Here is a 23554-nt window from a genome sequence, read left to right as displayed (position 1 = left end):
TTGCCGCTATTTGAGCAGATTAATCATGTACCATTGCCATCAGCATCTCGATCTAAAAAATTTGGAATGGCGTCATTATCTAAATCATTACTTCCCTCAAATTTATCGCTAAATCCATCGCCATCAGCGTCAGAATCTAACCAATTTGGAATAGAGTCGTTATCAATATCTATACTTTTATTAATAGTGCCGAAGATAAACTCGAGTCCATCTAAAATTTTATCCTTGTCCATATCATTTTCTAGTAGGTCAGAACCCACTGCTCGTTCTTTCATATCATCAAATGAATCAACGTCAGTATCGTTAAAAAATACAATTTCGTAGGAAAGATCTGGCCCACCAGCAAAGTTTTCATCAATTAAACTTAATTGATATGTACCCGGATCATATATTGGAAAGCTTACTACGTAGATATTTGGTTTTGCGTATTGATATAAAAAGATGTCATTAATAACAAGACCATCTTTATTTGAAATATACACTTGTGGTTTAAATCGAGCTGATGACGTTTTGAAGACAGCTGTGTATTGTTTAAGCTCGGTTGTTACAAACTTAAACAGATCTCCTTTGTCCAATTCAGAGCTTATAACCCCTCGTACTATGACTCCTTGATCTATTTCGATTGGTGTGGCCACTGATGGGTTGTCATTCGATTCCTGATCTATAAATACTGGATATTTATTTCTGCTTGCATCAAACGGATAATCATCTAATTCATCTGGTACCCCATCGCCATCTTCATCTTTGTTTGCCCAAGTGCCTTGGTTTTCTAAGGGAGCAACCGTTGTTGCTTGCGTAAATAGCGGCATGGCTAAAAGGGCGATTAAGGATAGGATCCGAGCTGTGTGGGAAGATGGCAAAATAAACGTCCTTGTGATGTAAGCAGGGTTTGGCTAACTGACTAAGTAATTGACATCATTACCAGTCTGCCGCTTTTTTAGTCAGTTATTTTTGCGTGTAGAGTTCGTCATCACAATCACGCTAAAGTATTAACTTGTTTTAGATTGGGTTGGATGAGTCTCGGATAAATTGCGTTAACCAACAGTGGATCGCAAAGTTATGCTTATCAGGTAGTTTATAGGCTAATTTTTCAGCACCCTTTTTCGTCAATAGATAGGTAACATTTGTTACCTGTGAGACGCCCCAGACATCGGCAAGTTTTTCCCTTTCTTGTTGAGAGTTAACATATCATTCACGACAGCTAACAGATGAGAATTGTAATTTTTAAAAATGTATGTAATTAAAACAAATGGTCGCCACTGAATATTTTATAAAATCCCAATACCGTTATCCATAAAAGATAAAAAGCTACTGAAATTATCAAAATAAACCTCCATAATATTGGCCTCTTTTCTACTCTTAGCAGTTGTGTTTCGTAGCCGAGTTGAAACAAGGTTTCCATAAATCTATTACAATCGAATGATGTGCCTGGGAGTAGAATATGCTGAGCATTTTCCAGTTCTAAATCCAATAAGAAAATATAACCAGAATAGTAATTATGGTACGAGATATTATTAAGCGCCTTACACCAATTCCAGTAGACAATAATGTTTCTGATTTTACTTTTATCTATATCTTGAGGCATATTATTCTCAAAATATATTCCGGGTAATGAAATCTTGTTTTCATCAATTTTAATAATAGCTTTTCCGTACCCCATGGGAAAGAAATGTCTGTAGGCGATACGGTGTCGATAAAGTATTGTAGCGCAAAAGCCAAGAGTGATTATTACTAGTGAGGCGATCCAATTCTGAGTGGAATATAGGATAAGCAGAGTCAATCCTAAAGCTGTATAAGTCGGGATTAAGGCGCGCTGCTGTTTAGCGACAGGTAAAGGCATTTGCCAGAGATTACATGGAAATAGTCGGAGGATTTTCTCTTTGAAAAAAGGTAGTTGGATATCTTTAAACCGAGCTAGACTCTCTTGGTCTAAGCGTTCTACTTTATCAGGAGAATAATTCAAGGGAATATCTTATTTAACGTTTGAAAGCGATTGTTCCTGCACTTTTTTCTCCATTAAACTAATTCAACTGAATAATATTATTGTCAATAAGTTCAATTTTTTAGGGGCTTCAAACATAAGTCTGCCCCTAGAACTAATGGATAATGCTAGGGACGGACTCGAACATTAGTGACGAATAAAATTGGCGGCAATTAACCTTTAGCTACCAGGCATAATACCCCATGATTTCCCTTTAATACGCTTAAAAGTGCAGCCTGAATTTCCATGTCCCTTTCCTGCGTCAAACTCATAAAGAATTCTTACATGGGCTCTGTCAGGATTGGCTAGCTTAGCTAGGGAAAAACTTGTTTGCTGGTAACCAGGTTTGTCTACCTCTTTCCTGTATCCTTGAACCAATTTGCGTAAAGCGGTGGTTAACCCTGGGTGGGCGTAAAAGTCTGGGTCAGTAAAGGATTTAATTGTCTCCAAATTGCCATTATCTAATGCATTTCTAAATGCCTTACATTGCTCCAAAAACACAGGGTCTAGATTATCTGTGGCATGAAATTCAAATCGATTTTCAGCTGTTGTGGCGGTCAATGGAAAGAAAAGTGCCATGACTGTAATATTTTTCATTGTTATTCTTGCCATAAAATTTTTACCTTATTGGTGATGGGATCAAAATAGTTGCAATCTACCGGAGAAGAAGGCTCAGCAGAATCCACTTTCATCGTTAAAATGGTGGAAAATTGTTCCCCAGGATTAAAATCAACTTTGGCAGAGGTTTGCCCGCTCAGCACCTTCACATTATTTGAAAAGCACACATAATAGGTTGCTCTAGAATCGGGAACCGTAATGCCTTTGAATTCCAAATTTACCTCATTTGATGTCATGATACCTCTTTTGTCCGCTTTCGCTCACCAGCTGTCGACCATCATAATCAAATAAGTCTGAAAGCCCACCTCGTGTTGGTTCTACTTTGATACCATCTTGAGACTCGGTTGGAGTAATAGCCGGGCGTTGTTCATCATTAGAAGAAGACGGTTGAATTTGATGATCTTTAGATAAAAGCTTGGGCTTTACAGAAAGTTGGCTGTTAATTTCCTGTTGTATATCATATATAAGCACTGCTACTTGCATATTAGTTACTGACATAGTTCCTTCTATATCCTTATCTATGCCTTTTTTTATATAGTCAATTAATTTATTGTAACTATTAATCTTTGGAAGTAGATCTAATATTCTTTTTACTTCTTCACTGGGTTTGTCTTGTATAAATCCAGTTAGTGCAATTGCTTGTATTGTGCTTTCCAGATTAAATAAAACTTTTTCATCATTAGGATATATAATAGTGCTCAAAACTCTAGTGTTTTTTGCGTTAGAAATAATAATGGTATCCGGTCCAGTTTGTTGAATCTGATACATTATTCCAGATATATCATTCAGATTTGTATATGTTTTATCCGAAAAGGATAACTTGAATGGCCCATTTAATGCGTTGTATTGTTCAGGAATACTCACCGTCACAGGTATTGTTCGGGTAACATTAAGCCAAATAGTTTCGCTTGTACCATACTGGTTTGAAAGGGCTAAATTTCCAGAGGTTGAATCTTCTGGCAAAGTAAATTGTGCATTGTTTGGTCCCAAAACCTCCAATTGTATACTACTATTTCCTAGAGTTGCTTGGGTACCTTGAAAGAGTTTATCGCCATTAATTGATATTAACTCCCCCGGTTTGGCTGATTTGGGTGAAATATCATATAAAATAGGTGTTTTTTTATCCATTAACCATACTTTAATTGTGTTGGTTTTTTTTCCGTCAATTATCATGAATAGGCTAACTTCTTCCCCTCCTAGATTTGTGCTAGCATAATCTGGAACGACAACTTCTATAGTATCGTTATTTTTGGCTGATACTCTTATATTTACTGGTTTCCCATCGTCATTTAGTTTATTTAATACAATATACATCAAACTACCAGACAGATTTTTACCGGATATAGTTATAGCTCCCTTAGGCATCATTTTGTTCATGGCATAACTATTACCATAAATATGATATACCACACCATTCAGTAGAGAGTTTTCTGATGTTATCAATGGTTCTTTTGGTGAGGAATCTAAAGTATCAAGTAACAGATCTCCGTCATCATCCATATCTGTATAATCAGGAATTCCATCGCTATCAGTATCTTGCATAAAGCCTATAGCATTATCGAAATCATTACTGTCTAGGATACCGTTTCCATCACTGTCAAAATCTACAAAGTCAGGATATCTGTCCCCATCCGAGTTTCTTGCTGTCTCAATCAGATCTGAAATTGTATCGCCATCACTGTCATCATCTAACCAGTTTGGTATATTATCATTATCCACATCTAAATCACGTTCAGTACGACTCTTGAATACATGGTACTCATTACCATCCAAGATCTGATCATTATCGGCATCTTGACGTGTAGAATCCATGCCAAGAGCTTTCTCTTTTATATCATCTACTCCATCCCTATCATTATCCACAAATGCTAAGGCATTATATGTGAAACTTGAGTCATTATTCCCATTTTTATCGGATATACTCAAATTATAATTTCCAGCGATGGTAGGTCTAAACATAATAGCATCACCAATTCTGCCGGAGTGTTTTATAGCAATTGACTGAGTTTGTAATACATTTCCGTTATCGGTAATTATTGCCATTCTTGGATTAAATTTTGGCTCATCTTTAAATAGAACTATACTAATAGAAAAATTTTTTTCTATTAGCTCCTGAGATATGTTGAATTTAAAGTCATCAATATCAATTGAGTCACTGATTGTTCCTTCTACGCTGAATGGGAATTCATTGACAAGTGTTGCTTGTGCAACGTTATTATTGAACTCTTTTTCAATAACCACTGAGAAATGACGTTTGTCTTTATTAAACGGATAATCGTCCAATTCGTCGTGTACGCCATCACCATCTTGATCTTTATTTGCCCAAGTGCCATGGTGTTCTGTGGGCGTGACAGTTGTTGCTTGTGTAAATAGCGGCAGGGCTAGAAAGGTGATTAAGGATAGCGCAAGGGCTGAGTGGGGTGGTCGCAAAATAAACATCCTTGTGATGAAGCGGCTCTTGGCGAAGAGAGTGATTAAGTGATTGACATCAATGTCAGTCTGTCGTTTTTTTAGTCAGCTATTTTTGCGTCTAGAGTCCATCTCCTCAATCACGCTAAAGTATTAACTTGTTTCATATTTGTTATTTCGCAATCCGTTTAGTGTTACTTTTCGCCGCAGTTTTTCTATGGAGGGTAAATATTGATGCGTGTTTCTAAGCGGAGTTATTTAGCGGGGTTGTTGGCAATTTCGACGAGCCTAATGCCTTTGTCGTTAATGGCGGCGGATGAGGGATTATTTACGCCTTTTCCTACGGCGAAATTAAAGGATGAATTGACGCGCCATTATGCCGAATATCCCTTTATTATCAGCGCGGGTGAACAAAGGTCTGACTATCGTTTTAAGCCTATCTTCGGTCAGGTCCATCAGCAAAAATACAAATTAGCGCCCGAATATAGCCCTGCGCATATTCTCGATAATTACCGTGAGCAGATTAAAAAGCTTGGTGGCGAAGTCCTATTCGAGTGTCTGCTTGAGGCCTGTGGTGATTCTCGCTTATTGCGAGAAAAAATTGCCCTGTTGGATGGCGTAATTGGTGTTGAAAGTGGTTACTTGTTTGCTCGAGTGAAGAATGAGCAAAAAGAGTTTTATACCGCCATACAAGCAGCTGTTATGGATGATTCTGCGGGTCTTCATATTACAACGCTCGAGGTGATCCCCGAGCCGCTAGATTTAGTCACGGTTAATGCCGCATTTTTACAGCAGGCGCCTAAGCAAATCGAGTTTAAAGATAATCAAAAGAAGGATACGAATGGCGCTGAGGATCATCCGCTTATCAGCCGCTTAAAGGGAAGCTATATCCAGGACTTTAAACGCCAAGGCTTTGCGAGCACTGACTTTGTGTCTTCAATGGATGCAAGCAATAAGCCTGTGCTGCTGGAGCGTGAGGGTAAGTTGACTCAAAATGGCTATTCAATACCAAAGGAATATTCGGGTTACGAGGTGTTCACTAACTACAAGGTGGCATTGACTAAACTCGGATTCGAGACGCAATTTGAGTGTCAGGGAAAGGCCTGTGGTAGGGAGGATAGGTTTATCAAAGCCATCGATTCTCTAGTGAACATTGGTAACGAAGACAGCCAGTTTTATGCTTGGTATACCTTAACGCGCCCCGAGGGGAATGTGCATGTGAGCACTTATACCCTTGGTTATATTGATGGTTTATGGACCGACTTGCGGGTGTTAGAGGAGACTGAGCTTAAGGATGATCGCGTGGGGATCAATCTTGAGGCGCTGACCGACCAAATCGAAGCTAAGGGGCATGTTGTCTTAGAAGGGCTGTTATTTGAGTACGATAGTGACAAGTTGCTGCCCGAGGCGCAGCCCGTTGTCGAGGTGCTTGCGAGTTACTTAAAGGCAAATCCTAAGCGTGCATTTTATGTGGTGGGTCATACCGATGACAAAGGTAATCAAGCCTATAACCAAGGTCTATCCCAGCGCCGCGCGGTGGCAATTGTGAAGTTATTAACCACGAGCCATGGTATTCAAACTCAACAATTGGAAGCCGTAGGGATAGGTGAACATGCTCCCGTTGCTAGCAACAGTGATGAGGCGGGGCAACAACAGAATCGCCGTGTCGAGTTAGTATTGAGATCGGATACGAAGTAAGCCCAATCGTTTGATTCAATAGATATAAAAATGGCGTCAGCTCTTATCGAGTTGGCGCCATTTTTGTTTATCTGCGATCGCTCAGCCAAGCGATATTTATACTAAGGCTAAGATAGTGCCGGGAAGGAGAGTGAACTGCCAATTCCTAATGGCAGACCTAAGGCCCAGTAAGCGAGTAAGAAACCGCTCCAAAGCAGCAGAAAACTGATTGAAAACGGCAACATCAGCGCCACTAGGGTGCCAATGCCTGATTCCTTAACGTATTTTTGGCAAAACACCACAATCAACGGAAAGTAAGGCATCAGCGGGGTAATGATATTGGTCGACGAGTCGCCAACGCGGTAAGCGGCTTGAGTCAAATCGGGCGATACGCCCAGCTCCATTAACATCGGCACCATAATGGCACCAATCAAGGCCCATTTGGCCGATGCCGAGCCGACTAATAGATTGACGAACGCGGTGAGAAATACAATCCCCACTAATGTTACGCCCATAGGAAGGGCCAATTCTTTCAACGCCAACGCGCCTTTAATCGCCATTAATGCGCCTAAATTGGATTGACCAAAGGCATAAATAAACTGAGCACAGAAAAAAGCCATGACGATGTAATAACCCATGCCACTCATGGACTTACTCATGCCTTCAATAATGGCTCTGTGGTTGTTTGCCGTGCCAGCGGCATAGCCATACACTATGCCGGGCACGAGGAAGAACACAAAAATAATCGCCACAATGGAGCGCATTAATGGCGCTGAAGCACTGGTTAAGGCGCCGTCAGTACTACGCCAAGCAGAGTTGTCCCCATAGGCAGTAAACACCAGTCCTAAGGCACACAACAACATGGCGGCCATGGCGAATTTGAGTCCGCGGCGCTCATGGGGCGCCAGCTCATCAAGCGTTGGTAGCGTGCTGGGATCGCCATTCACAGTAGTGTTTTTTAGGCGCGGCTCGATAACTTTATCCGTTAAGAACCAGCCAACTAAGATAATTAAAATGGCAGAAGCCGAAGTAAAAAAGATGTTATTCAGTGGGTTAATCGTTAATGTGGCGGCCGCGGGATCGGCTGATAATCTTGCCGCTGCCTGAGTTAAGCCTGCTAACATAGGATCAAGGCTCGATGGCACGCCTACGGTTGCAGAAAAACCGCCGGATACGCCAGCGAAAGCGGCGGCAATACCGGCTAGGGGATGACGACCCGCGGCATAGAAGATCACCGCGCCGAGAGGGATAACCAGTACATAACCCGCATCAACCGCGACATGGCTCAGAATACCCACGGCGATCAATACCGGGGTGAGTAACATCTTGGGGGTCACCGATAAAATCGAGCGCAGCCCCGCATTAATAAAACCGGTATGCTCAGCCACGCCAAGCCCCAGCATAGCAACCAGCACGACACCGAGCGGTGGGAAAGTCACAAAGGTGGAGACTATGTTCGAGGTAAATGCAGTCAGTGCGCCGCCTTCGAGCATATTCACGACTTGAATGGGGTTGCCAGTACGAGGGTCGATTTCATCAAAACTGACACCCGATAATCCCCAGGAGATCAGCCAGACTAAGCCCAGAAACATCGCAAATAACACCGCCGGATCGGGCAGTTTATTGCCGACAACTTCGACGCCATTGAGAAATCGCTGGAATCCAGTGACAGGTTTATGATTTTCCATTTGGGTGCCGCTTCCTAAAAATGATGATTGTTATCGGCGATTATAAAAACGCAGCATTAATTTAAGCTTGGTTTAACTAATCGATAAGAAATAAAACACATAAAAATCTATCGCAGTGACTTTAGTGCGGCAGGCTATTAGTCATCAAATCAACAGGCAAATAAAAAGCGCGGGTTCATGACTGAATCCGCGCTTTTTAACTCAACAATGTGTTTGATTACATTATCTAAATGAATCCGCTACGCGTTTATGCCTTTGGGCCAGCGTTACGGATAGCGTCTGACACTTGATACTTAGCGAAGTTTTTAGTGAAAGCTTCGGCCAGCTTCTGGGCGTATTCGGCATATTGCGCTTTATCGTCCCAAGTGTTGATTGGGTTGAGTAAATTGCTGTCTACGCCTGTGACTGCCACAGGAACGGCGAGGTTCAAGGTGTCTAAGTGGACGGTTTCTACATCTTTCAATTCACCGCTGACAATCGCATCGACGATGGCGCGGGTGGTTGGGATGTCAAAACGTTTACCTACACCGTGTGGACCGCCAGTCCAACCAGTGTTGACTAAGTACACTTGGCTGCCGAAGGACTCAATGCGCTTCATTAACAGTTCTGCGTACACGCCTGCAGGGCGTGGGAAGAAAGGTGCACCGAAGCACGTTGAGAAGGTCGATTGGATCGCTGAGGTTGAGCCGATTTCAGTCGAACCCACTTTCGCGGTGTAGCCAGACAAGAAGTGGTATGCCGCTTGTTCTTTGGTCAGGATAGAAACTGGTGGTAATACGCCAGATACGTCGCAGGTTAAGAACACAACGGCATGTGGCTCGGCACCGCAGTTATCTTCTTTACGTTGGGCGATGTGCTCCAGCGGATACGCTGCGCGGGTGTTTTCCGTCAGGCTGCTGTCTTTGTAGTTGGGTACGCGGTGTTCGTCCATTACGACGTTTTCAAGTACAGTGCCGAAACGAATCGCATCCCAAATAACAGGTTCATTCTTCTGGCTTAAATCGATACATTTGGCGTAGCAACCGCCTTCAATATTGAATACGCCGCCAGGTGCCCAGCCGTGTTCATCGTCACCGATCAGGAAGCGTTTTGGATCGGCAGAGAGTGTGGTTTTACCTGTGCCAGATAAACCGAAAAATAGCGTAGTGTCGCCATCTTTACCTACGTTGGCCGAGCAGTGCATAGGTAGCACGCCTTGGGCTGGCAGTAGGAAGTTCTGCACTGAGAACATAGACTTTTTCATTTCGCCAGCGTATTTCAGGCCCGCGAGCAGCACTTTACGTTCGGCGAAGTTTAAAATCACGGTCGCATCTGAGTTAGTGCCATCACGCGCTGGATCGCAAACAAAGTCAGGGGCATTGATGATCTGCCACACAGGTTTGTCTTTACGATTAAATTCTTCAGGAATGATAAATAGATTGCGGGCGAACAGTTGGTGCCAAGCGTATTGGGTGGTCACACGTACTGGCTGGTAATGCTCTGTATCGGCACCGACTTCGAGGTCAGATACAAACAGTTCTTTATCGGCTAGGTAAGCTTCAACACGTGCCCATAAACCTTCAAAAGCACCAGGGTCGAAAGCTTGATTGACAGGGCCCCATTCAATCTCTGCTTCTGAACTGGGTTCTCTTACGATAAAACGATCGCCGGGTGAGCGACCACTGCGAGCGCCTGTTTTAGCGACTAATGCGCCATTGGCTGTCAATTCACCTTCGCCGCGTAGCAGGGCAAATTCGACAAGTTGTGCTGTTGAGGGGTTAAAGTGAACGCGGTTTAATCCATCCGCCATAGTGAGGTCTCCATTTGATTTGTAAGGTTATTTTAATATCGATCGTCTGCCGATTTTATTTTATTTATCACCTAAGCTTTGCTAGGTAACAAAGTGAGGCGATTGTAGCCTAAGCCGAGTGCAATGTGTGAGGGGATTGTGGGGATGAATAAAAAATGGGCGCCGAATCGGGCGCCCATATTGTTTAGCTTTGATGAACCGTTTAACCGATTATTGCTGGGTTGTTGACGTCTGACCGTTCGCAAATAATGCCGCTACGTCTATGGCATCAAAGGTGTATTTTGCGTGGCAATATTCGCAGCCCATTTCGATCTTGCCGTCTTCGGCGAGAATGGCTTCGATTTCAGCTTGATCTAAGGTTTTGATTGCGCCGGCACTGCGTTCATGGGAACAGGTGCATTTAAAGCTCACATCGATAGGATCGAATAGACGCACTTCTTCCTGATGATAGAGGCGATGTAATACGCTTTCTGCATCAAGAGTAAATAACTCTTCGGCCTTGATGGTCGACGTTAGTTGGCTCAAGTGTTCGAAGTCGGCGTTGTGATCTTGCTGGCTTGGCAGAATTTGTAGGAACATGCCCGCCGCTTGTTTGCCGTCGGCAAATAACCAAATGCCTGTTGGTAACTGTTCAGATTGATTGAAGTATTCTTCAACACAGGCAGCAAGTGTTGGCTTGTCCAGTGCGACCACACCTTGGTAGCGCTCACCTTCATCGGGTGTTAAGGTGATGACCATATAGCCCTGACCGAACAGATCGGTAAGGCTAGCATCATCGGCAAGTTCAGCATTCCAGCGAGCCACACCGCGTAACTCTTGTAGATTGTTACCGTTGATCACTGCTAAAGAAACAGGGCCGTTGCCTTGTAACTGCACGCTGATATCGCCGCTAAATTTTAATGTCGCGGTTAATAGCGAGGTGGCCGCCATTAATTCACCCAACAGCACTTGCAGTACGGCTGGATATTCTTGGGCGCTGATCACTTGTTGATAGCTGTCTTGTAACTGCACCAGTTCACCACGCACATCGGCATTGTCGAACAAGTAGCGGTGTAAAGTATCTTGGTTCATCGTGTATCTCACTGTTAAAGGTCTTTAAAGCGCATGAGCTGACGTCGTTGCTTTTTATCTGGTTTCTGATCGGGTATCGGGTTATTGAGCATGTGGAGACGTCGTTGCTCAGCATTAATGGCCCGTTTAGCCAGACTTGTCGCGGTTTCTTCGTACAATTCTTGTGCAATCGCACCACTTTGGCGTAATTGCGATAATTTTTTTATGACGATCTCTTTATCGTCATATCCTTGGCGTATCTTAAGGACGGCGCCTATCTCGGCATTCCTACTAGATTTGGCGCGCTGGCCGTTGTAATGTACTTTGCCGCCGTTAATCATTTCTTTGGCGATGGCACGGGTTTTATAGAAACGTGCAGCCCAAAGCCACTTATCGAGTCGAATGTCTGTTTTGTCGCTTTGACCTTGAGTCATAGTGTCTCCAGCTAAAAGATCGATGAGTTCACATGCCGAGCAAGAAAATGCGTGAAGTGCATTTCTATTATGTTAAAGGGTGGCGTGCTTCACACCCTTTTGTGGCGGGCAAAGTTAGCATAATTGGCCTATTTTCGCCAATTTGAATGCTGTTATGGGCTTGTTGCCAAATGCAGCCTAGGTTAGCATGAGGCGGTTATTGCCTAATTATTATAATCAGAACAGAGACCTGTATCGAGGGTCCACATAAAATATGGATTTATTAGATAAAGTTATCGCAAAAGCCATTGGCATGCCCCATAAGCCCTTAAGCCGGATTGTCTTCTGGTTGGGCTTTATTGTGATCATGTTGTTAGCTGCGCAAATTACATGGAAATTAGTGCCTACTCACTCATCTGCCAGTGCTTGGTCCCCAACGCCCGTAAGCGTGAATGGCAAAGGTGCCGGTCAGGTTGATCTCGCAGGTCTGCAGCAGCTTGGACTCTTTGGTAAGGCGGATGCGACATCTGATAAGCCTAAAGTCGAAGTCGTTGAGACTGTGACCGACGCACCTAAGACTACACTTTCAATTCAGCTGACTGGGGTTGTCGCATCGACGGCCGACCAAAAAGGCTTAGCGATTATTGAGTCCAACGGCAGCCAAGAAACCTACAGTTTAGGTGATAAGATCAAGGGCACTTCTGCATCACTCAAAGAAGTCTATGCCGACCGTATCATCATCACTAACGCTGGCCGTTACGAGACCTTAATGCTCGATGGCTTAGTCTATACCAGCCAAAGCCCTGCTAATCAGCAATTACAACAAGCTAAAAGCAATAAGGCGGACTCGGCAGTGAGCCGTGTCGATCAACGTAAAAATGCCGAAATTTCCCAAGAACTCGCCGAATCTCGCACCGAATTGTTAGCCGACCCCAGTAAGATCACCGATTACATTGCCATTTCACCCGTGAGACAAGGTGATTCTGTGGCGGGTTATCGTTTGAATCCAGGGAAAGACGCCAATTTGTTTAAGCAGGCGGGTTTTAAAGCCAATGATTTAGCCAAATCAATTAATGGATACGACTTGACCGTAATGAGTCAGGCGTTAGAAATGATGAGCCAATTACCCGAGTTAACTGAAGTGTCCATTATGGTTGAGCGGGAAGGACAATTGGTTGAAATCATGTTTAGTTTGCCGCAATAACACGCGTTAGAGGAAAGAAAAAGAATGAATAACAAAAGGATTCGACGCAAGCTGATTGCTGGGGTTGTTGCGGGTGCAGCCATGTTCTCCTCCCAATTCGCTTGGTCTGAACAATATGCGGCCAACTTTAAGGGCACAGATATTCAAGAGTTTATCAATATCGTTGGTAAAAACCTGAATAAGACCATCATAGTCGACCCAACCATCCGTGGCAAAATCAACGTTCGCAGTTATGACCTGCTGAATGATGAACAGTATTACCAGTTCTTCCTCAACGTCTTACAAGTCTACGGTTATGCCATCGTTGAGATGGAAAATAACGTCATTAAAGTCATCAAGGACAAAGACGCCAAAACCGCAGCCATCCGAGTGGCAAATGATAACGAACCCGGCATGGGCGATGAAATGGTCACCCGCATCGTGGCCTTATATAACACTGAGGCCAAACAATTAGCGCCCTTGTTACGCCAATTAAATGATAACGCGGGTGGCGGTAACGTAGTGAACTACGATCCCTCCAACGTCTTGATGTTGTCTGGCCGTGCTGCCGTGGTGAATAAGTTGGTTGAAATTGTCCGCCGCGTAGATAAGCAGGGCGATACTTCAGTACAAGTCGTGCCGCTCGAATACGCTTCTGCGGGGGAAATGGTACGAATTATCGATACCCTTTACCGTTCCACGGCTAACCAGGCTCAATTGCCTGGCCAAGCGCCAAAAGTGGTTGCCGACGAACGCATCAACGCTGTGGTTGTTAGCGGTGATGAAAAGAGTCGCCAACGTGTGGTCGAACTTATTCATCGTCTCGATGCCGAGCAAGCCAGCACGGGCAACACTAAGGTGCGTTACTTACGTTATGCCAAGGCCGAAGATTTGGTTGAAGTGCTGACAGGGTTTGCCCAAAAATTAGAGGGTGATAAAGACCCAAGCGCTCAGGCTGCTGGTGGTAAACGCCGTAACGAAATCAATATCATGGCACATACTGAAACCAACGCCTTAGTGATCAGCGCCGAGCCCGATCAAATGCGCACTATCGAGAGCGTGATTAATCAGCTCGATATTCGCCGTGCTCAGGTACTCGTAGAGGCCATTATTGTCGAAGTTGCCGAAGGCGACAGTGTCGGTTTTGGGGTGCAATGGGCGGCGAAAGCGGGCGGCGGCACTCAGTTTAATAACTTAGGCCCAACCATAGGTGAGATTGGCGCTGGTGTATGGCAGGCGCAAGATAAAGAAGGCACATTCATCACTAACCCGAGTACTGGTCAGGTGATAGGTCAAAACCCGAGTACGAAGGGCGATGTTACCTTACTTGCCCAAGCTTTAGGTAAAGTGAACGGTATGGCATGGGGTGTGGCCATGGGTGACTTTGGTGCGCTGATCCAAGCCGTATCCAGTGACACAAACTCAAACGTACTGGCAACACCTTCTATTACTACCTTGGATAACCAAGAAGCATCTTTCATCGTCGGTGATGAAGTGCCTATTCTGACGGGCTCTACCGCCAGCTCTAACAATAGCAACCCATTCCAAACCGTTGAACGTAAAGAGGTTGGGGTTAAGTTGAAAGTGGTGCCGCAGATCAACGAAGGCAATGCGGTTAAGCTGACGATTGAGCAGGAAGTATCAGGAGTTAACGGTAATACAGGTGTGGATATTTCCTTTGCGACACGACGTTTAACCACTACCGTTATGGCTGATTCAGGGCAAATTGTGGTTCTGGGTGGTTTGATCAACGAAGAAGTGCAAGAAAGTGTGCAAAAAGTGCCTTTCTTGGGTGACATTCCTATTTTGGGACATTTATTCAAATCTTCTTCGAGCAAAAAGACCAAGAAAAACCTGATGATCTTCATCAAACCAACCATTATTCGTGATGGTGTGACTATGGAAGGGATTGCTGGGCGCAAATACAACTATTTCAGAGCATTACAACTTGAGCAGCAAGAACGTGGCGTCAGCTTAATGCCAAATACTAAAGTGCCTGTGTTGGAAGAATGGAATCAATCAGAGTATTTGCCGCCAGAAGTTAACGCGATTTTAGAGCGTTATAAAGAAGGCAAAGGCCTAGATACTCAGATGCGTAAAACAGATCCGACTTTAAAGTCACTGGAAGAAAACAAGAATAAAGATAAAACCAATGAGTGAAATACAATTATCCCAAGTCGATGACCTCAGCCAAGTCTCCAATGAGCTAGGTCTGGAAGCTGAAGGTGATGAGGTGTTTCGTTCGAGCAGTAAAGAGCGCTTACCCTTTGCCTTCGCCCATCGCCACGATGTGGTGCTCGCGCCGGGTGAAACGGGCGACTTGAGCTTGTTTTATACCAGCAAAACACCGTTAACGGCCATGCTCGAAGCACGGCGCTATTCGGGTGTTGATTTGCCTTTGGTTAAGCTCGAAGTCGCGAAGTTTGAGGCCAAACTCACTCAAGCGTATCAGGCGAACTCGTCTGAAGCGCAGCAGTTGATGGAAGATATCGGCAACGAGATGGATTTATTCACCCTTGCCGAAGAACTGCCGCAGACCGAAGACTTGCTCGAAGGTGATGATGACGCGCCTATCATCAAACTGATTAATGCCTTGTTATCTGAAGCGATTAAAGAAGAAGCCTCGGATATCCACATCGAAACCTACGAGAAACAGCTCATAGTGCGTTTCCGTATCGATGGTGTGCTCAAGGAAGTGCTTAAGCCAAACCGTAAGCTGTCGTCGCTGTTAGTGTCGCGGATTAAGGTGATGGCGCGCCTCGATATCGCCGAAAAACGTGTACCACAAGATGGCCGTATTTCCCTGCGTATTGCTGGTCGTGCGGTAGATGTGCGGGTATCGACCATGCCATCGAGCCATGGTGAGCGCGTCGTGCTGCGTCTGCTGGATAAAAATACTGGCAACCTCGATTTAGAGCAATTGGGGATGACCGACAGTATTCGCGTTAAGTTTGAAGATCTTATCCGTCGCCCCCACGGTATTATTCTGGTGACTGGCCCAACGGGCTCGGGTAAAAGTACCACCTTGTATGCGGGTCTGACTGAGATCAACTCAAAAGACACCAACATACTTACTGTCGAAGACCCAATCGAATACGAGCTAGACGGTATCGGTCAAACCCAAGTTAACACTAAGGCTGACATGACCTTCGCTCGTGGTCTGCGCGCAATTTTGCGTCAAGATCCCGATGTGGTGATGATAGGTGAAATCCGTGACTTGGAAACCGCGCAAATTGCGGTGCAAGCATCACTCACTGGTCACATGGTAATTTCAACCCTGCATACCAACACAGCGTCTGGCGCGATAACGCGTCTGCAAGACATGGGCGTTGAGCCATTCCTCGTATCATCGAGTTTGCTTGGCGTGTTGGCGCAACGTTTGATCCGTACCCTTTGTCCAAAATGTAAAATTGAGCACGTGCCCGATGCGCGTGAGCGTGAGTTACTGGGCATAGCAGCCGATGACGACAGACGTATTTTCCGTGCCAATGGCTGTAAATCCTGTGGTAACAATGGCTACCGTGGTCGAACGGGTATTCATGAGTTATTGCTGGTTGATGACAATGTACGCGAATTGATCCATGGCGGCCGCGGTGAGTTAGCTATCGAAAAGTATATCCGTCAGTCTGTGCCGAGCATTCGTCACGATGGCATGAGCAAAGTGCTCGCGGGCATCACCACTCTCGAAGAAGTGCTACGTGTGACTCGCGAGGAGTAATTTATGCCAGCATTTGAATATAAGGCATTGGATGCAAAGGGAAAGCAGCTTAAGGGTGTAATCGAGGCGGATACCGCCAGACACGCCCGCAGCCAGTTGCGCGATCAGCGCATGATGCCCTTAGAAATTCTGCCTGTTTCTGAAAAAGAAGCCAAAGCCAAAAGCAGCAGCTTTGCGTTTTTCAAACGGGGTATCTCGGTTGCTGAATTAGCCTTGATCACCCGTCAAATCGCGACCTTAGTGGCCGCGGGTTTACCGATTGAAGAATCCCTCAAGGCCGTTGGTCAGCAATGCGAAAAAGATCGCCTTGCAAGTATGATTATGGCGGTACGTTCGCGGGTGGTGGAAGGTTATAGTCTGGCCGACTCCTTGGCTGAATTTCCGCATATTTTCGATGATTTATATCGTGCCATGGTGGCTTCGGGTGAAAAATCCGGTCACTTAGAAGTGGTGCTTAATCGGTTAGCAGATTACACAGAGCGACGCCAACAGCTTAAATCTAAGCTGACCCAAGCCATGATTTATCCCGCAGTATTGACCACAGTGGCGATTGGGGTGATTTCCATCCTGCTGGCTGCGGTGGTGCCGAAAGTCGTTGGCCAGTTTGAACACATGGGCGCCGAGTTACCCGCTTCGACCCGCTTCTTGATTTCGGCCTCTGACTTTGTGCAAAACTACGGTGTGTTTGTGGTCATTGCCCTAGTGATGCTGTTCGCGCTCTTTCGGCGCATGTTAAAGTCGCCTGCGTTTCGAATGAAGTACGACAATTTTTTATTGAGCATGCCAGTTGTTGGCCGCGTGAGTAAGGGCTTAAATACGGCACGTTTTGCACGGACCTTAAGTATCTTATCCGCAAGCTCTGTGCCTTTGCTTGACGGTATGCGTATCGCCAGTGAAGTATTGCAGAATGTGCGAGTACGGGCCGCAGTGGATGATGCGACTGCGCGGGTGCGTGAAGGAACTAGCTTAGGTGCGGCATTGACTAATACTAAGTTGTTTCCGGCAATGATGTTATACATGATTGCCTCGGGCGAAAAGAGTGGCCAGCTTGAGCAAATGTTAGAACGCGCCGCCGATAACCAAGACAGGGAATTCGAGGGCAACGTCAATATAGCGTTAGGGGTATTTGAACCTATGCTGGTGGTGAGTATGGCGTGTGTGGTGCTGTTTATCGTGATGGCGATTCTGCAGCCAATCTTAGCCTTGAATAACTTGATTAGCGGTTAATTTTTTGAATTTATGGATTATGACCAAGTCGATTGGCATAGGGTTTTTTAGGAGAAGTAGTCGATGCAAATGAACAAGAAACATCAAGGTTTTACCTTACTCGAAGTGATGGTGGTTATTGTTATTTTAGGGATTTTAGCCTCTATGGTGGTGCCTAACTTAATGGGTAACAAAGATAAAGCTGACCAACAAAAAGCAGTATCTGACATAGTCGCACTCGAAAATGCCTTAGACATGTATAAGTTAGACAACGGCATCTACCCGACGACCGAGCAAGGCTTAGAAGCCTTAGTGCAAAAACCAACGATTTCACCTGAGCCACGTAATTACCGTGAAGATGGTTATGTCAAACGTCTGCCAGAAGATCCATGGCGCAATAAGTACTTGCTGCTCAGCCCTGGCGAAAACGGCAAGCTAGATATATTCACAGCAGGCCCAGATGGTCAACCAGGTACCGAAGATGACATCGGTAACTGGAATTTACAGAATTTCCAATAAGATGCTAAAGCTGCGCCACGCTGGTTTCACCTTAATGGAGGTGATGCTAGTGATCTTGTTGATGGGACTCACGGCAGCGGCTGTGACTATGTCTATCGGCAATTCGGGCCCACAACAGGCCCTAGATAGAACGGCGCGGCAGTTTATCGCTGCCACTGAAATGGTGCTCGATGAGACCGTTTTGAGTGGCCAATTTATTGGTATTGTGATTGAGAAAACCAGTTATCAGTTTGTTTTTTATAAAGACGGTAAGTGGGAGCCTTTGGATAAAGACAGACTCTTGTCTGAAAAGCAGATGGAGCCGGGTGTCGTGATGAACTTAGTGCTCGATGGTTTGCCCTTGGTACAAGACGATGAAGAAGACGATTCTTGGTTTGAAGAACCACTGATTGAGCCCTCTGCCGATGACAAGAAGAAACATCCTGAGCCACAGGTCATGCTATTCCCGAGCGGTGAAATGAGCGCTTTTGAGCTGACGTTTATCACCAAAACTGACAAAGGTCAGCAGGTCGAAGCGTTAGTGGTCGGCGATGCGCTGGGCAGATTAACCATAGGGCGTCCCGATGAAACGCGCTAAGGGCATGACGTTACTCGAAGTGATTGTGGCCCTTGCCGTGTTTTCGATTGCGGCCGTGTCGATCACTAAAAGTTTGGGCGAGCAGATGGCCAACATGCCAATTCTGGAATCGCGCACTTTGGCACAGTGGGTAGCCGACAATCAGATGGTCGATGCCAGACTCGAGCCGCAGTTTCCTGAAATCGGTAAAAAAGAAGGCCAAGTCGAACTTGCAGGAAAGGATTGGTATTGGCGTAAGGAAGTGGTGAAAACCACGGACGATAATTTTCGTATGATCCGGATTAGCGTGAGTGAAGACGAACGATATCAGCGTATTGCAGCACAAGTGAGCAGTTATGTCCTTAAAACTGACTAGTGCGCAGCGGGGATTTACCCTGCTAGAAATGCTGATCGCCATCGCGATTTTCGCCATGATAGGTTTGGCTTCTAATGCCGTGCTCAGCACTGTGCTGACTAACGATGAAGTGACGCGCACTTTCTCGACTCGGCTTAAAGCCCTGCAGCAAGGCTTTGGTGCGATTGAGCGTGATCTCGCCCAAATGGTGGCGCGTACACCCAGATTACTCGAAGGGGGTCGAGGTTCGACCGTCTTCCAAACGGGCAATGATATCTTAGACTCGGAATCAGAAGCCTTAGTGTTTTACCGTTTAGGTTGGTTAAATCCCGACGGTTTATTACCGCGGGGCAGCTTGCAGTCTGTGGCGTATGTGGTGCACGAAGGGCGACTGGAGCGTTGGTATTTTCCTTATCCTGAGCCTGAATTTGGCGCCGAGCCGATTAAGACAGTAGTCATAGATAAAGTATTGTCGGTGGAATATTCCTTCTTTATGGATGACAAGTGGGAGCGCAAAGTCGAGGCGACTAAGTTGCCTAAAGCGATCGCCATGGAGATTGAGATTGAAGGCTTAGGCAAGATCCAACGTAAGTTCTTGCTGCCGCTAGGCGCTGCCGCACCTGAAAAGTCTAAGGATGATGATAATAAAGACGAAAATCCGGACGATGCTAACAAAGATAAAAACGACGACGGCAGTGGAACAGGCAATGGTTCCGGTGACCCAGATTCTGGCGATACCGGAGACGGTGATCCTGATGCCGAGGGCCGCGAATGAGAACCCAATCTCGGTCTAAACAGCGCGGTGTTGCACTGATCGTTGTGCTCTTGATAGTGGCTATGGTGGTGATCATCGCGACAAATATCACTGGGCGTAATCAGTTGTCCATGCGCCGAACCTTAAACTTGGCTCAGTACGATCAAGCTTATTGGTATGCGATTTCCGCCGAAGAATTGGCGAAGAAGATTTTAAAACAAGATTTAGATGACTCTGAAGGTCGAGTCCACAGGCAACAATATTGGGCCATGGCCGATGTGGTGTTTCCAGCGGAATACGGTGAAATCGCGGGCAAGATCACCGATATGCGCGCCTGTTTCAACTTAAATGCCTTATCTGCGACCACGAAAGAGGTGGAAAACGGTCAACCTAAGCTGCCCTTGGCGGCGAAGCAATATAAGGCTTTGTTGGTGAGCTTAGGGATGGACGACTTTAGTGCGGATCGCCTGACTCAGACCTTAAAAGATTATATCGACGAAGACATGACGGCCAGCCCCTACGGCGCCGAAGATGCTGAATATGAATCGCGTAATGTGCCTTACCGTGCGGCCAATACGCTGATGAATCATCGCAGTGAGTTACGCGCTGTGATGGGATACACCCAAGATATCTATCTGAAACTCTTGCCCTATGTTTGTGTGATCCCAGGCAATGATAGGCAATTGCTTAACGTCAATACTGTGGAAGTTGAGCAAGCGGCGCTGTTAGCTGGCATGCTCGATAATCAGATTTCGGTCGGCGAAGCAGAAAGTATCATCAACCAACGCCCCGGCGATGGTTTTGACAAAATCGAAGATTTTTATGAAAGCTCATCTATGGGCTCGATCAAGTGGGAAGGTGCCATGAAGTCGAGTTTTGTCATCGATAGCCAATATTTTCTGTTGGCCTCGGGGGCGAAAGTCGATAACGCTGTGTTTAGAATGGAAAGCGTGCTCAAAAAGGGCGGCGGCAACAAGATGGAAGTGCTCACCCGTCAGTTTGGTGGACAAAAATAATGGCAGTGCTCACCCGGCAGGGTTTGATGTTGGTGGCCAGAAGTAATGGAAGTGCTCACCCGGCAGAATCTGGTGGACAAAAATAATAGCAACGAGCTCAGTCACGCTTTCTTGACTGGGACTGGTGGAGAAAAACTGTGAGTGAACGGCTATTTATTCGCTTGGGCAGAACAGCAGAGCAAGCATGCTCATGGCTCGTTTGGTCTGAGCAAGAACAGGAAATTATCGCCTCTGGCGAGCTCGCCAATGCCCAAGGTTTGTCGACCTTAACTGAGCGTGCGGGTAACCGTCCCGTCGATGTGTTAGTGCCCGCCGCGGCAATGACACTCACTAGCGTGCATTTACCCGAAAAAGGCCAACGCCAAGCCTTGAAAGCCTTGCCCTTTATGCTCGAAGAAGCTTTAGCCGAGGACGTCGATGCCATGCATTTTACCGTCGGCCCGCGTGATGGCGATGCCTTAAGCGTGGTTGCCGTGGCCCATGAGCAAATGCAGACTTGGCTGAGTTGTTTGACCGAGGCGGGTTTAAAAGTGAAGCGCATCGTACCCGACTGCTTAGCCTTACCATTGCAAGAGTGCCAATGGGCGGCAATGAATTTTGGTAATGAACTATTACTGCGTACCGGATTAGCCACAGGCCAGAGTTTACCTTTGCCTTGGTTACCGATTGCGCTGGAGCAACTTAGGCCCGCACAGGGCGAAGTGTCTGTCGCCAGTTATACCGATATGCAACTCGAAGGTGTTGAGCTTAAGCCGCAGTCACTTGAGCTACCTATGTTAGTGTTAGCCCGCGGTATTTTGCATGCGCCAGTTAACTTACTGGGCGGCGTTTACACGCCTAAGCGTGAATACAGCAAACAGTTGATGATGTGGAAGAGCGCTGCCATCGTTATCGCCATCGCTTGTGTGCTGGCCTTAGTGAATAAAGGGCTGACCATACATCAAGTCAATGGTCAGATTGCCGATCTTAAAGCTCAGAGCGAATCCATTTATCAGCAAGTGGTGCCGGGGAATTCGCGCATTGTTAACCTGCGTTCGCAGATGGAAAGTCAATTACGCGCATTGCAGGGACAGGGCAGTGGCGCCGAGTTTTTTGCCATGCTCGATGGTTTGCAGGATGCCTTTAAGCAAGTGCCTGAACTTAAACCTAATAGCTTAAGATTCGAAAGCGCACGTAACGAGATCCGCATGCAAGTGAGTGCGAAAAACTACGCGCAAATCGAGAAGTTTAAAGAGATCGTTGGTCGTCGTTTCCAACTCGACGGCGGCACTATGAATAGCGGTGAAGATCAAGTAACCAGTACCTTAACCTTGAGGAGCAAATAAGATGGATAATTTGCGGACTTGGTGGCAAGGGCTCGCATCGCGCGAGCAGCAGTTAGTCGGTTTTTGTTCGGTATTCTTAGTCATAGGTATTTTTTATTGGGGTGTTTGGACGCCAATCGCCACTGCCGAAGCCGATGCATTACGTAACCTTACTGCACAGCAACAGACGTTGAACTATGTAAAACAAACGGCGAATAAAATTGCGGGTTTGAAGCAGAACGGTGCTAAACAGACTATGTCGGGCAGTTTAAGCTCAGTGGTTAACCAGGCTGCGGGCAATTATGGGTTAGTGATTACTCGCATGCAGCCCCAAGGCGATAAGATCCAAGTGTGGATGGACGATGTTCCTTTTGATGCCTTGTTAGGTTATTTGAGTGAGTTAGTGCAGAAAAAAGGACTTTCACTCGAAAGTGTTGATTTGGCAGAGGCCGATGCCCCTGGCTATGTCAAAGTTAGACGTATCCAACTGTCGCAATAAATTAAGGTGTAGCTGTGAGTTTGATAAAAAAAGTCATCATAGGCGTACTGATTTATTTAGTATTTTTAGTCGTTCTATTTCCCGCTAAGATTGCGATAGCGTTAGCGCCATTACCTGCCAATATCAGTGTTTCGGGTGTGAGCGGCAGTATTTGGTCTGGCAGCATAGAAACCTTAAGTATGCCGCAACGCCAGTTAGAACAAGTGCGTTGGGATCTCAGCCCTTGGGCCTTGTTGTTAGGTAAAGTGAAAGTTGATTTTCAAGTGGGCAGCCGTGCAACGCCTGTCAGTGCTAAGGGATTAATCTCTTGGTCCATGGGTGGCTTAAGTGCGCAGGGGTTACGTTTCGAAGCGCCAGATAGCTTTTTACTCGGCAATGCAAAACTGCCCTTTAAAACCGAAATCTCCGGTGAAGTCAGCCTATTAGTCGAGACGTTAGAGCAAGGTAAACCTTGGTGCGAGCAGTTGTCTGGTAAGCTGTTTTTGAATCAAACCAACGTTAAAAACCAGTTTGGCAATTATCCACTAGGCAATATCGAACTTGGCCTGAGTTGCGTTGATGGCAAAGCGCAATTAGCCACAGATGAAGCCAAAAACCAGCTCGGTATCGTCGGCACTTTGCAGTTAGACGAAGGCAATATGGTCAAAGTAGCAGCTAAGATTAAAGAAACGGCTGAGCAACCAGAAGATATGCGTAAGTCACTGGATATGCTAGGCAAACGCGGTAGCGACGGTTATTTCCCTGTGATATATCAGGGGCGTATTCCTGGGCTATAGCGCTGTTTCAGCGCGCAATGATAGATCTGCACTATGAATGAAA

The 23554-nt window shown here is 45.8% G+C and carries 22 protein-coding genes; 13 read left to right on the top strand and 9 right to left on the bottom strand.

Annotation, left to right across the window (positions count from 1 at the left end):
• Positions 1–23: 23 nt before the first annotated feature.
• The 5 genes from NE536_RS04785 to NE536_RS04765 all read right to left on the bottom strand — a co-directional run bounded on the left by NE536_RS04785 (position 24) and on the right by NE536_RS04765 (position 5029).
• Positions 24–860, bottom strand: coding sequence for a hypothetical protein (locus NE536_RS04785; RefSeq protein WP_261271951.1), 837 nt, complete (start codon positions 858–860; stop codon positions 24–26).
• Between the two features lie 380 nt (positions 861–1240).
• Positions 1241–1963 carry a hypothetical protein gene (locus NE536_RS04780; protein WP_261271950.1) on the bottom strand — a complete coding sequence of 241 codons (723 nt, stop codon included), beginning with the start codon at positions 1961–1963 and terminating at the stop codon, positions 1241–1243.
• 198 nt (positions 1964–2161) lie between these two features.
• Complete coding sequence (locus NE536_RS04775; protein WP_261271949.1) at positions 2162–2578, bottom strand: Tim44 domain-containing protein; 417 nt, start codon at positions 2576–2578, stop codon at positions 2162–2164.
• A 2-nt stretch (positions 2579–2580) separates the two neighbouring features.
• Entirely contained in the window at positions 2581–2835 is a 255-nt protein-coding gene (locus NE536_RS04770) for a hypothetical protein (protein ID WP_261271948.1), read from the bottom strand.
• Positions 2822–5029, bottom strand: coding sequence for an MSCRAMM family adhesin SdrC (locus NE536_RS04765; protein WP_261271947.1), 2208 nt, complete (start codon positions 5027–5029; stop codon positions 2822–2824). The genes NE536_RS04770 and NE536_RS04765 overlap by 14 nt, the downstream gene beginning before the upstream one ends.
• Positions 5030–5242: 213 nt before the next feature.
• Between NE536_RS04765 and NE536_RS04760 the strand changes: the two genes are divergently transcribed.
• Positions 5243–6706, top strand: a complete 1464-nt coding sequence (locus tag NE536_RS04760; RefSeq protein ID WP_261271946.1) for an OmpA family protein — start codon at positions 5243–5245, stop codon at positions 6704–6706.
• 107 nt (positions 6707–6813) lie between these two features.
• Here the strand turns inward: NE536_RS04760 and NE536_RS04755 are convergent, their stop codons facing one another.
• From NE536_RS04755 to hslR, 4 genes are all read right to left on the bottom strand, one after another.
• A complete protein-coding gene (locus NE536_RS04755) occupies positions 6814–8373 on the bottom strand; it encodes an AbgT family transporter (RefSeq protein ID WP_261271945.1) in 1560 nt (519 codons plus the stop codon).
• Positions 8374–8620: 247 nt separating this feature from the next.
• Positions 8621–10162 carry a phosphoenolpyruvate carboxykinase gene (locus tag NE536_RS04750; protein WP_261271944.1) on the bottom strand — a complete coding sequence of 514 codons (1542 nt, stop codon included), beginning with the start codon at positions 10160–10162 and terminating at the stop codon, positions 8621–8623.
• 210 nt (positions 10163–10372) lie between these two features.
• A complete protein-coding gene (gene hslO, locus NE536_RS04745) occupies positions 10373–11233 on the bottom strand; it encodes an Hsp33 family molecular chaperone HslO (protein WP_261271943.1) in 861 nt (286 codons plus the stop codon).
• A 14-nt stretch (positions 11234–11247) separates the two neighbouring features.
• Entirely contained in the window at positions 11248–11646 is a 399-nt protein-coding gene (gene hslR / locus NE536_RS04740) for a ribosome-associated heat shock protein Hsp15 (protein ID WP_011848177.1), read from the bottom strand.
• A gap of 253 nt (positions 11647–11899) precedes the next feature.
• Here hslR and gspC point away from each other — a divergent pair, with 253 nt between their 5' ends.
• The 12 genes from gspC to NE536_RS04680 all read left to right on the top strand — a co-directional run bounded on the left by gspC (position 11900) and on the right by NE536_RS04680 (position 23511).
• Positions 11900–12829: a type II secretion system protein GspC gene (gene gspC, locus NE536_RS04735; RefSeq protein WP_261271942.1), complete on the top strand. Its 930-nt coding sequence runs from the start codon at positions 11900–11902 to the stop codon at positions 12827–12829.
• Positions 12830–12853: 24 nt separating this feature from the next.
• Positions 12854–14968 carry a type II secretion system secretin GspD gene (gspD, locus tag NE536_RS04730; RefSeq protein ID WP_261271941.1) on the top strand — a complete coding sequence of 705 codons (2115 nt, stop codon included), beginning with the start codon at positions 12854–12856 and terminating at the stop codon, positions 14966–14968.
• Positions 14961–16526: a type II secretion system ATPase GspE gene (gspE, locus tag NE536_RS04725; RefSeq protein WP_261271940.1), complete on the top strand. Its 1566-nt coding sequence runs from the start codon at positions 14961–14963 to the stop codon at positions 16524–16526. Before gspD ends, gspE begins: the two co-directional genes overlap by 8 nt.
• 3 nt (positions 16527–16529) lie before the next feature.
• Positions 16530–17753 carry a type II secretion system inner membrane protein GspF gene (gspF, locus tag NE536_RS04720; RefSeq protein ID WP_115335980.1) on the top strand — a complete coding sequence of 408 codons (1224 nt, stop codon included), beginning with the start codon at positions 16530–16532 and terminating at the stop codon, positions 17751–17753.
• A gap of 63 nt (positions 17754–17816) precedes the next feature.
• Positions 17817–18251 carry a type II secretion system major pseudopilin GspG gene (gene gspG, locus NE536_RS04715; protein WP_006083645.1) on the top strand — a complete coding sequence of 145 codons (435 nt, stop codon included), beginning with the start codon at positions 17817–17819 and terminating at the stop codon, positions 18249–18251.
• Position 18252: 1 nt separating this feature from the next.
• Positions 18253–18828 carry a type II secretion system minor pseudopilin GspH gene (gspH, locus tag NE536_RS04710; protein ID WP_115335981.1) on the top strand — a complete coding sequence of 192 codons (576 nt, stop codon included), beginning with the start codon at positions 18253–18255 and terminating at the stop codon, positions 18826–18828.
• Positions 18815–19183, top strand: a complete 369-nt coding sequence (gspI, locus tag NE536_RS04705; protein ID WP_006083643.1) for a type II secretion system minor pseudopilin GspI — start codon at positions 18815–18817, stop codon at positions 19181–19183. Before gspH ends, gspI begins: the two co-directional genes overlap by 14 nt.
• Positions 19164–19937, top strand: coding sequence for a type II secretion system minor pseudopilin GspJ (gspJ, locus tag NE536_RS04700; protein WP_063881980.1), 774 nt, complete (start codon positions 19164–19166; stop codon positions 19935–19937). The genes gspI and gspJ overlap by 20 nt, the downstream gene beginning before the upstream one ends.
• Complete coding sequence (gene gspK / locus NE536_RS04695) at positions 19934–20932, top strand: type II secretion system minor pseudopilin GspK (RefSeq protein ID WP_006084934.1); 999 nt, start codon at positions 19934–19936, stop codon at positions 20930–20932. The genes gspJ and gspK overlap by 4 nt, the downstream gene beginning before the upstream one ends.
• A 137-nt stretch (positions 20933–21069) precedes the next feature.
• Entirely contained in the window at positions 21070–22257 is a 1188-nt protein-coding gene (gspL, locus tag NE536_RS04690) for a type II secretion system protein GspL (RefSeq protein ID WP_261271939.1), read from the top strand.
• 1 nt (position 22258) lies between these two features.
• Positions 22259–22735 carry a type II secretion system protein M gene (locus tag NE536_RS04685; RefSeq protein WP_261271938.1) on the top strand — a complete coding sequence of 159 codons (477 nt, stop codon included), beginning with the start codon at positions 22259–22261 and terminating at the stop codon, positions 22733–22735.
• Between the two features lie 14 nt (positions 22736–22749).
• The gene (locus tag NE536_RS04680) at positions 22750–23511 is read left to right on the top strand and encodes a type II secretion system protein N (protein WP_261271937.1); all 762 of its coding nucleotides are present in this window, start codon (positions 22750–22752) and stop codon (positions 23509–23511) included.
• Positions 23512–23554 lie beyond the last annotated feature (43 nt).

The sequence above is a fragment of the Shewanella septentrionalis genome, assembly GCF_025370265.1.
Lineage (GTDB): Bacteria > Pseudomonadota > Gammaproteobacteria > Enterobacterales > Shewanellaceae > Shewanella > Shewanella hafniensis.
The sequence above is the reverse complement of the archived record's forward strand: the minus strand, read 5'-3'. Positions and strand labels throughout refer to the sequence as shown.

Coding starts and splice junctions, on each gene's coding strand:
- NE536_RS04760 (WP_261271946.1), top strand. CDS start 5,243: ATGCGTGTTTCTAAGCGGAGTTATTTAGCGGGGTTGTTGGCAATTTCG.
- NE536_RS04770 (WP_261271948.1), bottom strand. CDS start 2,835: ATGACATCAAATGAGGTAAATTTGGAATTCAAAGGCATTACGGTTCCC.
- gspH (WP_115335981.1), top strand. CDS start 18,253: ATGCTAAAGCTGCGCCACGCTGGTTTCACCTTAATGGAGGTGATGCTA.
- gspD (WP_261271941.1), top strand. CDS start 12,854: ATGAATAACAAAAGGATTCGACGCAAGCTGATTGCTGGGGTTGTTGCG.
- hslO (WP_261271943.1), bottom strand. CDS start 11,233: ATGAACCAAGATACTTTACACCGCTACTTGTTCGACAATGCCGATGTG.
- NE536_RS04685 (WP_261271938.1), top strand. CDS start 22,259: ATGGATAATTTGCGGACTTGGTGGCAAGGGCTCGCATCGCGCGAGCAG.
- gspK (WP_006084934.1), top strand. CDS start 19,934: ATGAGAACCCAATCTCGGTCTAAACAGCGCGGTGTTGCACTGATCGTT.
- hslR (WP_011848177.1), bottom strand. CDS start 11,646: ATGACTCAAGGTCAAAGCGACAAAACAGACATTCGACTCGATAAGTGG.
- gspE (WP_261271940.1), top strand. CDS start 14,961: ATGAGTGAAATACAATTATCCCAAGTCGATGACCTCAGCCAAGTCTCC.
- gspJ (WP_063881980.1), top strand. CDS start 19,164: ATGTCCTTAAAACTGACTAGTGCGCAGCGGGGATTTACCCTGCTAGAA.
- NE536_RS04755 (WP_261271945.1), bottom strand. CDS start 8,373: ATGGAAAATCATAAACCTGTCACTGGATTCCAGCGATTTCTCAATGGC.
- NE536_RS04775 (WP_261271949.1), bottom strand. CDS start 2,578: ATGAAAAATATTACAGTCATGGCACTTTTCTTTCCATTGACCGCCACA.
- gspG (WP_006083645.1), top strand. CDS start 17,817: ATGCAAATGAACAAGAAACATCAAGGTTTTACCTTACTCGAAGTGATG.
- gspF (WP_115335980.1), top strand. CDS start 16,530: ATGCCAGCATTTGAATATAAGGCATTGGATGCAAAGGGAAAGCAGCTT.
- NE536_RS04750 (WP_261271944.1), bottom strand. CDS start 10,162: ATGGCGGATGGATTAAACCGCGTTCACTTTAACCCCTCAACAGCACAA.
- gspI (WP_006083643.1), top strand. CDS start 18,815: ATGAAACGCGCTAAGGGCATGACGTTACTCGAAGTGATTGTGGCCCTT.
- gspC (WP_261271942.1), top strand. CDS start 11,900: ATGGATTTATTAGATAAAGTTATCGCAAAAGCCATTGGCATGCCCCAT.